Source organism: Pseudomonas sp. EL_65y_Pfl1_R83 (genome assembly GCF_963970695.1).
GTDB classification, from domain to species: domain Bacteria; phylum Pseudomonadota; class Gammaproteobacteria; order Pseudomonadales; family Pseudomonadaceae; genus Aquipseudomonas; species Aquipseudomonas tritici.
Window position 1 is genome coordinate 371,888 of record NZ_CAXAQI010000004.1, and the last position, 12,036, is coordinate 383,923.

Annotated in this window: 10 protein-coding genes; 2 read left to right on the forward strand and 8 right to left on the reverse strand. The window is 58.0% G+C overall.

What is annotated here, in order from left to right; all coding sequences use genetic code 11:
* Positions 1–9 precede the first annotated feature (9 nt).
* A complete protein-coding gene (codA, locus tag AACY08_RS08205; protein WP_339468972.1) occupies positions 10–1,245 on the forward strand; it encodes a cytosine deaminase in 1,236 nt (411 codons plus the stop codon).
* A gap of 9 nt (positions 1,246–1,254) precedes the next feature.
* Here the strand turns inward: codA and AACY08_RS08210 are convergent, their stop codons facing one another.
* The 5 genes from AACY08_RS08210 to AACY08_RS08230 form a co-directional block, all read right to left on the reverse strand.
* Positions 1,255–3,405, reverse strand: coding sequence for a lipase family protein (locus AACY08_RS08210; RefSeq protein WP_339468973.1), 2,151 nt, complete (start codon positions 3,403–3,405; stop codon positions 1,255–1,257).
* A 14-nt stretch (positions 3,406–3,419) separates the two neighbouring features.
* Positions 3,420–4,190: a hypothetical protein gene (locus tag AACY08_RS08215; RefSeq protein WP_339468974.1), complete on the reverse strand. Its 771-nt coding sequence runs from the start codon at positions 4,188–4,190 to the stop codon at positions 3,420–3,422.
* Positions 4,183–5,019 (reverse strand): DUF4123 domain-containing protein, encoded by an 837-nt coding sequence (locus AACY08_RS08220; protein ID WP_339468975.1) that lies wholly within the window; start codon positions 5,017–5,019, stop codon positions 4,183–4,185. The genes AACY08_RS08215 and AACY08_RS08220 overlap by 8 nt, the downstream gene beginning before the upstream one ends.
* Entirely contained in the window at positions 5,019–7,037 is a 2,019-nt protein-coding gene (gene tssI, locus AACY08_RS08225) for a type VI secretion system tip protein TssI/VgrG (RefSeq protein WP_339468976.1), read from the reverse strand. Before tssI ends, AACY08_RS08220 begins: the two co-directional genes overlap by 1 nt.
* Positions 7,038–7,341: 304 nt before the next feature.
* Entirely contained in the window at positions 7,342–8,328 is a 987-nt protein-coding gene (locus AACY08_RS08230; protein ID WP_339468978.1) for a diaminopimelate epimerase, read from the reverse strand.
* Between the two features lie 350 nt (positions 8,329–8,678).
* Between AACY08_RS08230 and AACY08_RS08235 the strand changes: the two genes are divergently transcribed.
* Entirely contained in the window at positions 8,679–9,830 is a 1,152-nt protein-coding gene (locus AACY08_RS08235; RefSeq protein WP_339468979.1) for an MFS transporter, read from the forward strand.
* A gap of 53 nt (positions 9,831–9,883) precedes the next feature.
* Here AACY08_RS08235 and AACY08_RS08240 read toward each other — a convergent pair whose 3' ends face one another.
* The 3 genes from AACY08_RS08240 to AACY08_RS08250 all read right to left on the reverse strand — a co-directional run bounded on the left by AACY08_RS08240 (position 9,884) and on the right by AACY08_RS08250 (position 12,018).
* Complete coding sequence (locus AACY08_RS08240; protein WP_339468980.1) at positions 9,884–10,801, reverse strand: hypothetical protein; 918 nt, start codon at positions 10,799–10,801, stop codon at positions 9,884–9,886.
* A 220-nt stretch (positions 10,802–11,021) separates the two neighbouring features.
* Positions 11,022–11,276, reverse strand: coding sequence for a hypothetical protein (locus AACY08_RS08245; protein ID WP_339468981.1), 255 nt, complete (start codon positions 11,274–11,276; stop codon positions 11,022–11,024).
* Positions 11,277–11,445: 169 nt separating this feature from the next.
* Positions 11,446–12,018 (reverse strand): hypothetical protein, encoded by a 573-nt coding sequence (locus AACY08_RS08250; RefSeq protein WP_339468982.1) that lies wholly within the window; start codon positions 12,016–12,018, stop codon positions 11,446–11,448.
* Positions 12,019–12,036: the final 18 nt, after the last annotated feature.

The window sequence follows — 12,036 nt, forward strand, 5'->3', positions numbered from 1 at the left end:
AACTTGCCCATGCACATCATCAACGCCCGCCTGCGCGACCGTGAAGGCCTGCATGATCTGCACCTGGAACATGGCCGGATCGCCAGCATCACCCCACAATCGGGAGCACCAAGTGCAGCGGCCGACGCCCTGGACGCCGCCGGCAATCTGGTGATTCCACCCTTTGTCGAACCGCATATCCATCTCGACGCCACCCTGACTGCCGGCGAACCGCGTTGGAACATGAGCGGCACCTTGTTCGAAGGCATCGAATGCTGGGGCGAACGCAAAGCCACCATCACCCAGGAAGACACCAAGACCCGCGCCAAAAAGACTCTCCAGACCCTCGCCGCCCACGGTATCCAGCATGTGCGCACCCACGTCGACGTCACCGACCCGGACCTCACAGCACTCAAGGCCATGCTGCAAGTGCGTGAAGAAAGCACGCACCTGATCGACCTGCAGATCGTCGCGTTCCCCCAGGAAGGCATCGAGTCGTACCGCAACGGCCGCGAGCTGATGGAAGAAGCCATTCGCCTGGGCGCCGACGTGATCGGCGGTATCCCGCACTTTGAATACACCCGCGACCAAGGCGTGAGTTCGGTGAAGTTCCTGATGGACCTGGCCGAACGTACCGGCTGCCTGGTGGACGTGCACTGCGACGAAACCGACGACCCGCACTCGCGCTTTCTCGAAGTGCTGGCCGAAGAAGCCCGCAGCCGCGACATGGGGGCCCGCGTCACCGCCAGCCACACCACGGCCATGGGCTCCTACGACAATGCCTATTGCGCCAAACTCTTTCGCTTGCTCGGGCACTCGGGTATCAGTTTCGTCTCCTGCCCCACCGAAAGCATTCACCTGCAAGGCCGCTTCGATACCTTCCCGAAACGCCGCGGCGTCACCCGGGTCAACGAACTGCTGGAAGCCGGCATGAACGTGTGCTTCGGCCAGGACTCCATCGTCGACCCCTGGTACCCCCTGGGCAACGGCAACATCCTGCGGGTGCTCGAAGCCGGTTTGCACATCTGCCACATGCTCGGCTACCGCAACCTGCAAAACGCCCTCGACCTGGTCACTGACAACAGCGCCAAGGCCATGGCCCTGGGTGACCGCTACGGCCTGGAGCCTGGGCGGCCAGCCAACCTGTTAATCCTTTCGGCGGACAGCGACTACGAGGTCATCCGCAGCCAGGGCTTGCCGCTGTACTCGATCCGCAATGGCAAAGTGTTGATGAAGCGTCAGCCAGCGCAGGTTGAGTTTATGTAAACGTCTCGGTCATACGATCGAGTCGATATCCAGCGTTTGCGCCCTCCCCCACTCGGTTTGCGTGGCGGGAGGGATACTGGCGACCTGGGCCGGTTCACGGTTTTCACGGTGGCTGAACCAGCGCTTGAGGCTGGGTTGCAAATGGGCACTGTGGGCGTGAATGCCGTAGACATCACGGGCGTCCAGACGGCGCCAGCGCAGGGTGGCAAGGCGCTCGCGGCTGGTGTGCAAGCGATCGATCTCGGCGTTCAAGGCTTCGTTGTGTTCATAGCCACGGTCGTTGGCAGGTCTTAGCCGGGCCAGTTCCCTGCGTTTGTTTCGCAACTGCTGGCGCATGCCTTCGAGTGCATGATCAAGTAATTCAAACTCTCTTGGCGTGACCAATGGGCCGTCGCTTTCCTGGGTTTGTTGCCAGCGACGTAGCGTCGCCCAGGCAGCCGGGATGTAGCTGGCGGTCATGAAGTGTTGGTTGGCTTGGAGCAGCTGTTTCAGCAGGTTATCGCGGTCGGGCATGTCGCCATGCAGTTGCAACGCTCGGTTGCAACCGGCCTCTTGAATGGATTCACAACCGGGCTTCCAAAGCACTGAAGAACGCGTGCCATCCGCGAGCATGATCGGCATGAAGTGTTGTTGTTCGCCATGGTGCTGATAAGGGTTCCCACCGAAACGAACCAGACCGGCGGCGAACAGCAGGCCGCCAGGTGCAGGGGCACTGAAGAGAGTGACGGCGCCAGGGACCCAGAGTTTGGCGATGGTATTCATCCACGGAGCTGGGACACTGGGGACGGGGTCGTTGTGGTTGACGATACGGTGGTGGACCAGGGTGGAGGCGCCCGCGGTGAATTCGGCATCGGCGGCGCGGGGGGCGCCGTAGGTGTAGAGGAGGATGTTGTAGTTGGCATCCGGTGCTCGCCGCAGGCCTTCTGCCAAAAGCAAAGCGATCGCGCCGCCCAGGCTGTGGCCGCAGATGATTATTCGTTGGTTGGTGTGGAACCGACCAAGGTATCGCAATACAAAATCGCGCATCGCCTGGTAAGCCTGGTAAAAACCTTCGTGTGCCTTACCAGCACCGTCAACGAAAGCTACCTGATGGGCGTTTGCATCCCGTAGCCCATCAGCAGCACTGGCGGTACCACGCACCGCGATCAGGATCACCTCTTCGTGGTGGCTGATAAATGCTTGCGTGTCGGTACCCAACTCTTCGTCATCAAAAAAATGCAAACTCGCAGGGTGCTCTTGCTTCTCCTCCAGTTCTGGTCGGTTCTGGGGATACAACACAGGATCGAAGGGTAGAATCTCGAAACGTCGAGAGTACGGGACCTCTTCGTAGAGCGGGTAAAAACGCTGGTCCTGCTCTGCATCGACGCGCCAGGCTTCGTGATAACTCGAGAGTTTCTCAGCGAAAAAATGACCGACGCTGGGATCAAAAGGGAAGCGAACTTCGTCTTGAGGCTTTTGAGGTGGCTCTTGGCCGAATTTGCAATAACTCAAGGTAGCCATCAACGCTAACTGATACAGGTTCAAGGCGCAGAAGCTGTCATCGGTTGAAAGCATCGGACGGAATGCACGCAGTGGTCGAACCTCAAGAACGGTGTGGTTATTGGGAAATAACACGACTCCCGCCAAAGTCGATTGAGACGGCCCAAACCCCAGATCCGCCATCATTTTCAGTGCGTGTCGTTGGGGCTGATGAGTTCGCGGAGCAATCGGCGGCAAGTGGGCGACATGGCGAACCAAATCGCGGACCTCAACTTGATAGAACCGGTTGGCCGTTTGTCTAGCAGGGTTACCTTCAGTACGCTGACCGTCAGAGACTGCAAATCGAGTCTGTTCAGCGCGAATTTGGAGTTCGGTGATAGGGAGCTTGTAAGTAGGGCGTAACATCAGCCATTTATACGGCTGCTCTGTTCCGGAATACAGGTCGTCAAAAACAAGCACCACAGGTCCACAGTAAATATCTTGTAATTTGGCAAACCCTTCTCCATTCAGCCTGCCTTTGTACTGCTGCCCTGCACTATCGTGGACGGTGTAAGGCAAACCACCGTATGCCGCTCCAACGCCCAGTTCATCGACCAGGCAAAAGCTCACCCAATGCCCTCGCAATGAACAGGCCGGTTTGCTATCACTGAAAAAAGATCGCTTCCGTGCATCTAGCTTCATGAACTTGTCCCTTATTACTTACACGATGGATAGACGTCACATACGCGACCATCCGGCATTTTTACAGGCTTAAAATCGGTGATATTGCCATTACAAAACGCAAACAAATCTTCAAAGCTCTCACCTTTACAACGCTTCCAGCCGGCTGGAACGGCTAACCAGTTATCACCCACTGCGGGGGCTTCCTCATCAGTAACGCTCAGTACCACCCTGAGTGTTTTTCCCGGCAATTGATCCCGTTCAACAAGAACTCCTGCACGCTGTTCTTGCGGCTGACTCGCCAGCCCGAAGGGCTTACATACAAGCACCTTGATGATCGCGTGCTGCGGCCCCACCGTCCGAAATAACCACTGACATTGCTTATGCAGTTCCTGAATCCCTGTTTCTGGCATACCAGGTAAATCGGCGTTCGACGGATCTCTAATTGAGAAACCTGCAATATCGCCACTTACGTCCGTATCACGCTTTCCCCACTTCGCATAAATATCAAAATTCACACTACGCAAAACCGTAGGACAACCTTCAATCACCTCAGCCAATGGCAGTTTAAAACTCACCCGTTCAGCCACAGGCTTGTAACGCGCAATAAAGATCTTCCTCTCGGGTCTTTTGCCTCGACGCCTCGGCAACGTGCAGACCTCCCCGGTCGCTGGCCCATAGTTGGCGCCGCCGATGAAGCGGAATTCCGCAGGTAAATCCACCTCCAACGTCACGCTATCAACCGGCTCTCCCGCACAGCCCATTAGCCCTAACGCGACCAACACGCCAACACTTCGCCTACCCATCCTTTTCCCCCATCAATTTCCACTGCTCCACCATCCGTTGAAAATGATCCTGCGGTGTTTCACCCACCTTCGGTTGCCACCGGATGAAGCTGTTCCTTGTGGCCTCCTCCAACCTGCGCACCACCAAAAATTCCAGCTGCTCCGGCCCCCGCCATTGCCAGGCCCGCGCCTGTTCCAGCACCTGTGACAGCCAGATTCTCGGGTCCTGGAATTCCACCAGTGAGACCAAGTTTTCGCTGTACTCGGTCAACAGGTAACGCAGGATATTGGCGTGCAGGATGGCTTCGGCGTTTGGGTTGGGCGTGTTCAGCCAAGGGATCGGGTCAGGCAGCGAATGCTCACCGGGGGCCGGGTTGTCAGCCGTGCGCCAGCGGTCTTCGTGCCAGTAGCACACGCTGATCAACGGGCCGAGGAATACCGGCCAGTGCTCCAGGCACAGATAGGCCAATGCACGCGCCAGAGTGCGGTTGTCGTGAAAACGGTACATCGATTGCTCGCCTTCCTGCCCCACCAGCAAACGGTCGCGCCAGTGTTGAGCCACGCCTGTCAGGTCCTCGCTTGGCAAAGCGCCCAGCCAGCCCCAGTTCGTTTCGGGCTGTTGCAAGAGGTTGAGCAGCACGGGCTCGCTTATCTGTTTCAACAGAAGGATCACCGGGCCTTCCACCGCCAGTTCCGCCAGCGCGGTCTCGCCATAGAGGCTGCGATACTCTGACAAACTGCGCGCCGCCAGCAGCGGCTGTCGCGCGTTACTCTGCCCCTCAAGGATCAAACACAGCTGTCGCCCAGCCTGCTGCTGTTGAGCCATCCAATGGCCTGGCAGGTTCTGCATCAGGCAGCCCTCCCCGGCAGCTCACACAGGCCTTCACGACAGCGCTCGCACACCGGGCAGTAATCCGCCCCCAGGTGCCTGGACAGGTTCATGATGCTGCCTTGTACATTGGAGACCCGTGGCACATCGGACACCGTCAAGGTGTTCGCCAGTAGGCCTCCTGACGGTGAACCACCCTGGGTGATAGGGCGACTGCTGAAGATGCCGCCCGCCTGGATGACCAGATGCTCTCCTCCCGCCCGGAGGCTCAGTTGCGCACCGGCATCGATCACCAGGCTGGCGCCGGACTTGAGGTGAAGTTGCTGCCCCGCCTCAATGACCAAGTTCTGAGTCACGTGGGTCCGGCTATCGCCTTGCACATCAAGGTAGTCGCTCGCCTTGAGCACGACTTTACGATCGCCGGTGACATGACGATGCTCTTCACTTTCAACGTGAATCGTGCTTAAACCATGGATAACTTCTCGCCGCTCCCCCGCGACCTCCAACCGACTGTCATGACCGACCCGTTGCTCCAAGTCGCGCTGCGCACGCAGGTAAACAAGCTCTTCGCCACGACGGTCTTCCAGGTACATTTCGTTGGAGCCCTCGCCGCCAAGGGAACTGCGGCTGCGCAAAACACTACGGGTCTTGTGCTGCGGCAAAGGATAGGTCGGCCGGTGCAGCGCGTTCGGCAGGCAACCGTTGATCAGCGGCCGGTCCGGGTCCCCTTCCAGGAAGGTCACCAGCACTTCCATGCCCACGCGCGGGATCATCGTTGCGCCGAACCCGTCTCCGGCCCACCCGGACGCAACCCGAACCCAACAACTGCTTTTATCATCCGCCTTGTCCAGGCGGTCCCAGTTAAAGCGCACTTTCACCCGGCCATAGGCGTCGCAATGCACGTCCTCACCGTCTGGCCCCGTCACGGTTGCGGTCTGGCTGCCATTGATGGTCGGTTTGGGGTGCTTGAGGGGCGGCCGATGCACAGCTTGCCAGGGTGTCGCGATAAAGCGATTGCGATACCCCCGGAACACGTCAGCCGCAGGTGTAGCCTCCTCCAGCACCTGTGGTTGATAACCCTCGTGACGCACCGAAGTGATCAGCCAAAGGTCGTTGCAGGAGGGGTCGGGATGATCACGTAGTTCAAGGAAATGCCCACTGCGCAGTAAGGGTTGATCACTCTTGCCCAATGCTTGATGCCGGTCGCGTTGGTGACGCTCCAGCCCTCGACGCGCCAATTGCTTGCCACGGGCATGGCCGGCAAATCCAGCGGGGTACCGATAGTCCTCAAGCGGGAGTATCGAAGCAGAACCCGCGCTGTCCTGCAGGTGCAACGAGGGATGTTCAAAGTCGTGATCCCGGCGCACCGTCTTTTGGCTACGGGTGGCCAAGCGCTGGTCGAAACGCTGGATCACTTTTGTATCCGCTTGCAGCCCGCTGTCGGGGCAGTAGCGCTGCACGGGCAAGCGGCGAAACACGGTCTGGTCATCACCAAAGACCAACAGGTGAGCGTCCGCACTGTGACGAAAATGGTAGTGAATACCCTCCTCTTCACACAGCCGCTGGATGAAGTGCAAGTCACTTTCCGCGTACTGCACACAGAACGTGCGCGGCGGATAAACCACAGGGCCTAGCTCGAATGCATAGGCGTCCGCCAGGATGCCATGCTGCTCCAGGACCGCCGCGATGATCTGCGGCACGCTGCGCTGCTGGAAAATCCGCTGGTCATGCCGGTGTGCAAGGTAAGCCAGGCGGGGCGCCAGGGTCAGGTGATAACGAGTGATGCGCCGGCCCGGGTCATCCCGGCCCACGGCGTAAACCTGACCATGCAGGCCTTCGTTGATTTCGCCAAAGTCCAGGTAGGCGGGTTGGTGAAGCAACGCCTGTAGATCAAGGGAAGGGTTTTCACTGACCACCTGCACGTGGATAAAGAACGGTTTATCAAGGACCTCACTGCCTTTGAAGGCCAGTACTTGTAAGTCGATATTTATGCGTGGAAGAATCAGATTGAAACGTGACAAAACAAACGCGTTAACCATCCGTTGTTACCCGCCGTTAATGAATGAACGCCCTGAGATACTTCCTCTCTCCAAACATGTAATACGTTGCTGAGAAAAGTCCTTGAACGCCTCGAAGCTTAGCGATTCCAGGCAGAAATCGGCCGTTTTAAAATAAAAAAGAAGTTTCGTACGACGAAGTTGGAAGTGTCTTTTACAAAATAAGAAAATGAGTCAATGAGCCACTTCCTAGCAATAAGAAATGTCCTACGCAAACTTTCGCTGGAACGACTAACAGATAGAGAAACAGCTGACACCGGATCGAAGCATCAGCGGTTGAACAACCTCACGCCTGCCGCTTTGCAGCCCCGAAGAGACTGACACTCAGCAACGTCTCGCCCTGAGCGTGCAAACGCACCGGCGCAATGCCACCCGGCATCACCACGGCAACCTCACCGCTCTCAACCCATCCAGCACGCCATGCCGCGCAAGCCACAGCGCTGGCGCTGGTTCCGGAAGACGCAGTGGGCCCTTCCCCGCGCTCAAACACCCGTGCGATGACTCGGTTGCCGGGCTGGCGCGCCGCCCATTGCAAATTGATACCGGCCACACAGGGTTCACCGCCACCCGCTGGGGGCGAGAAGGCAATCGCTTTCAAGGGTTCGAACAGGGCTGGCTGCTGCATCTGTGCGTTATCCGGCAATGCCGAAACGTGCTCGACCAGCGTCACACAATGAGGGTTGCCCACCCGCACAAACTGACTGGTTGCCCACTGTGGGTTGATCACCGCCAACGCGCTCACGTGGCTCAGTTCAATTGCGCCAAGCATCGTCCGACCAACGGCCTGCGCCCCCACCGCCATGGGCCCGAAAGCTGGAAAACCTAGCTCAAGCCAGAACCCGGCAACCTGTTCATGGACTGCCGGCTCAACCCGTGTCGGTACCGGTGTCAACGCATCCGACTTGTCGTGATGCACCCGCAACTCACTGGCTCCAGTCATCAGGCCCTGGTCAGTGAGCGCCTGTGCGAAAATCGTCAAGCCATTGCCACTGCGCTCGGCCAAAGAGCCGTCGGTGTTAACGATCAGCAGGTCAAACGGCGGCTCGGCCTGGAACGGGCCGACCAGCAGGCCGTCACTGCGGTGGGCCTTTGTGCCGGCCAGGCGCGGTGTCGAGCCCCAATCGCATTCGCAGGCGATGGCGGATGTTGTCCAACGGTCACGAGTCTGCGCGGCCAAGGCAGCGCTTTCGGGCATATCAATACCTTTGCCTCTTAATGAGGCCGGGCTGACCACGCCGTAGATATTGCCGCGGGCGTCATAGAACAGGGTCATGACGTTGTTTGCCTGAAGTGTTTCATCAATGATGTCCGTCCGCTTGCCTACCTATTGAGACAACAGCGTATTACACAACCTACCGATGATGGGAGGCGGCCTGGAAGGTGGGAATCCACCGTGAGCATCCAGGGGTTCAAAAGCCCCCACAGGGATTACGCACCTTCCAGACCGCCTCCTACACACTCGATACTGCACACGTGGCTGCAAACTGCCCCTACGTTCCAGGTTTTAAAAACCAAGTCCACGACCAGTAGAATCCCAGGAGAGCCCGGCTCGCCTGCCACGGCCTGATATGCAACGATGTGGCGCCGGACATCGTTCGTTGAACGCAAGACCAAGGATTTTTCATGACTGCCATCCCTACCTCAGCGCCCGTGGCTCCCGGGCGGCTGGAGCAAATGTCGACCCGTATCGCTTTCTTTATCGCCGGTTTCGGCATAGCGGCCTGGGCGCCGCTGGTGCCGTATGCCAAGGCCCGCGCCGGACTGAGCGAAGGTACGCTGGGCCTGCTGTTGTTGTGCCTGGGTGTCGGCTCGATCATCGCCATGCCCGCGGCGGGTGCGCTGGCTTCGCGCTATGGCTGCCGAAAGGTGTTGAGCGCCGGGACAATCATGATTTGCCTGGCGTTGCCGATGCTGGCGACGGTCAGTTCAATTCCGTTACTGATAGCGGGCTTGTTTCTGTTTGGTGCTGGCTTGGGCGCGGTGGATTCCACCGTCAACCTGCAGGCGGTGATCGTCGAGCGGGCCAGCGGCAAAACCATGATGTCTGGCTTTCACGGGCTGTTCAGCCTGGGAGGGATCGTCGGCGCGGCGGGGGTTTCGGCATTACTGGGGCTGGGCCTGTCGCCGCTACAGGCAACCCTCGGGGTGATCGTCATTACGCTGGCGGCGCTGCTCAAGGCCGCACCGCATCTGTTGCCTTATGGCAGTGAGAGTTCGGGCCCGGCTTTTGCCGTGCCCCACGGCGTGGTGCTGTTCATCGGTTGTCTGTGCTTTATCGTGTTTCTCGCCGAAGGTGCGGTGCTCGACTGGAGCGCAGTGTTCCTCAGTGACGAGCGCGGCCTGGACGAAGCCTATGCTGGCCTGGGTTACGCGGCATTTGCCTTGACCATGACTGCCGGGCGGTTGACCGGTGACGCAATCGTGCGCCGGCTGGGCGCGACCTGGGTCATCGTGGTCGGTGGCGCCCTCGCCGCCGCCGGCACATTCCTCGCCACATTATCCCCAGCCTGGGAAGTGGCATTGTTGGGTTATGCACTCGTAGGCGCCGGGTGCTCCAATATTGTTCCAGTGCTCTATTCCGCGGTCGGCAAACAAAATGTCATGCCAGAACACATTGCCGTGCCAGCCATTACAACCTTGGGCTACGCGGGGATATTAGCCGGGCCTGCCGTGATTGGATTTATCGCCCATGGCAGCAGCCTGGCAACCGCCTTCCTGTTGATAGGCGTGTTGCTGGCAGCGGTGGCGGTCAGTGGGAAAATACTGCGGGTATGACCGCATAACGGCATGAGCAGCGTCTTTCAAGATGCTCATGCACGCGTGTGCCCTTACTGTCCCCTCTGTGCCTTATCGTTCTCCAGCCAGCGGTCAATGCTGTAGTTCTTCAACCACCCATCGTCATTCAGGCTACCGAACGGGCTGTAACCATTGGCTTTGTAGCTATCCAGAGAAGCCATCAACCCGGGTCGCTCCATTAGATTCTTGGCCAGGTAAACTTGTTGTTCGCTGTATTTTTTCAAAGGAAACCCGGTGCGTACATCCCGCAGAGGCTCACCGTTGTTGCCCGTCTGATTGGGGTCCTTGCTGATTTCGATAATCGTGTCTTTTTTCACGTAACGATGTCTTTGTGTACCGAAAAGGAAAGTGCGGTCTTCCGACGTGTCCCGCAAATCATCGAACATACCCTTGAATGCCTGGACGACCTGCGCGTCAGTTTTCGCATGGAACGGATCCGCGCTCTGCGTGTTGGGGTTGGTATTACCGATCTGTGAGGCGGCCGCTGAGGTAAGGCTTTCATGCGTGATTTCACCGCCCTTTGCAATAATGGCTTCGTTTAGCCGGGGGCGGTTGAGTATCTCTCGCGCCAACATAATCGTGCGCTCTGAGACCTTGCTGCTGTTGGGTTCCTCTTTGGCAATCTCCTGCAAAGAGCTTTGGGTCAGTCGTCCCTCTTTCTTGAAGGCGTCCAGCAATGGCAGGTTGTTCTTCAGGTCAGTCGCCAGCAGATGGTCGTCTGAGCTGACAAAGGGGTTGCCAACCTTCGTCATGCCTCCGTACAGATTCTGACCGTCAAAGTGCCGGTCGGCGCCATTCGCGAATCGGGAGTTGATTGGCTGCGCCGCTGGCAGCGGTTTACCTAATGCGCGAGCATCGACCTCAAAACGAGACTGACCGTTTCCCGTCGGCCCTGATGTCGCTGGCGCCGCCGTTTGCGTAAAGCCCGGATTATTGACACTACCAATCATGATTCACCTCCACCCTATCTAGATTCCGTAGCCTGGGCCTGATTGCCTGATCCTCGAAAACGCCTCGAAATCAAGATGGCACAAGCACCGACTGAGTGGTTCTCAGAAAACAATGGTTCCGCAGACGGTCGTCCAAGACGCCCGATATGACCCGGTGAATCTTGAGCGTTTGTAACCGCCTCAGTTTTGCGGGCCATCCATGGCCTGGAATGGCCTGCTGCTAGCGGCGGGACAACTTGCTCCACAAGCTGGCAAACACTGAAAGCACAGGGCTGGGCGCCGACTCCTCCATGAACACCCGAGAGCCTTTGTCAAAATCTTCGGCGGTGGGCGCCTTGAAGCTGAACTTGGGCGAGGATGTGAGGTTGAGCCCCTGCAGCTGGGACGCTCTTGGGCTTTCTGCCTCCTGCGTAAGCCCGGCCAGGGTCGAGGCGTTGTACTGGGAATGACGGGATTCAAATGATGTCGAATTCATGGTCCAGACCTAATCCGGTAGATGAAGGCCCCCACCGGTAATCAATGACCGGTGGATATTTTCTTGGTGGTGCATTTGCGTAAACGGTTCCTGCACGCCAGGGTTGTATTTACTGCATCAAACGCCTGTGAACTTCTGCCGCGTGTGCACGGCAGAAGACAGCCCAGGTCTAACGAAGCAGTGCGTACAATTCCTGTCGAGAGATCTTGCCATCGCGTTGCCAGCTGACGATATTGTCCATCGCCGACCTCAGATCTGAACGGGACATGATTTCCCTCGACAGCTGGGTGAGATGGTCGGTGTAAGGGTTGCCCGTCAACGGCTGCATAGCGCGTGCCTTGAGCTCCCTGAGCTTTATCGTGCTGCTGAAGTAGCCACCCTTCAATGCGTTGAAATTATTCAGTACGTCTTGGACGATCTGTTTGTCGTCATTCAATTTCAAGGGGTTATCTGAACGAACAAAGCTCCGGATATCGTTCTTGGACAAACGGCCATCCAATGCACCGGTGCAGCCATTTCGGTCAAGCGATTGCAGCAACCCGGGACGCCGCAGCACCTCGTTCGCCAGTCGGATGTTCGGGTCTTTATAGGGGTTGCCCGTTAACGGTTGATTGGCCATTTTCTGCAAGCTCTGGCGCGTGATCTCACGCGAAGGCCAGCGGCCCTTGAGCGCGTCATAATTATTCAAAAGCCCCTGGGCCAGTTGCTCGTTGCTTTGCTTGGAGTAATAAGGGTCTGGCAACGTGGGGGTCGGGCGCGG

Bases quoted from the DNA above. Each gene is read 5' to 3' on its own strand.
- AACY08_RS08215 (WP_339468974.1), bottom strand. From the start codon at position 4,190: ATGGGTAGGCGAAGTGTTGGCGTGTTGGTCGCGTTAGGGCTAATGGGC.
- codA (WP_339468972.1), top strand. From the start codon at position 10: ATGCACATCATCAACGCCCGCCTGCGCGACCGTGAAGGCCTGCATGAT.
- AACY08_RS08240 (WP_339468980.1), bottom strand. From the start codon at position 10,801: ATGATTGGTAGTGTCAATAATCCGGGCTTTACGCAAACGGCGGCGCCA.
- AACY08_RS08220 (WP_339468975.1), bottom strand. From the start codon at position 5,019: ATGCAGAACCTGCCAGGCCATTGGATGGCTCAACAGCAGCAGGCTGGG.
- AACY08_RS08235 (WP_339468979.1), top strand. From the start codon at position 8,679: ATGACTGCCATCCCTACCTCAGCGCCCGTGGCTCCCGGGCGGCTGGAG.
- AACY08_RS08245 (WP_339468981.1), bottom strand. From the start codon at position 11,276: ATGAATTCGACATCATTTGAATCCCGTCATTCCCAGTACAACGCCTCG.
- tssI (WP_339468976.1), bottom strand. From the start codon at position 7,037: ATGGTTAACGCGTTTGTTTTGTCACGTTTCAATCTGATTCTTCCACGC.
- AACY08_RS08230 (WP_339468978.1), bottom strand. From the start codon at position 8,328: ATGACCCTGTTCTATGACGCCCGCGGCAATATCTACGGCGTGGTCAGC.
- AACY08_RS08210 (WP_339468973.1), bottom strand. From the start codon at position 3,405: ATGAAGCTAGATGCACGGAAGCGATCTTTTTTCAGTGATAGCAAACCG.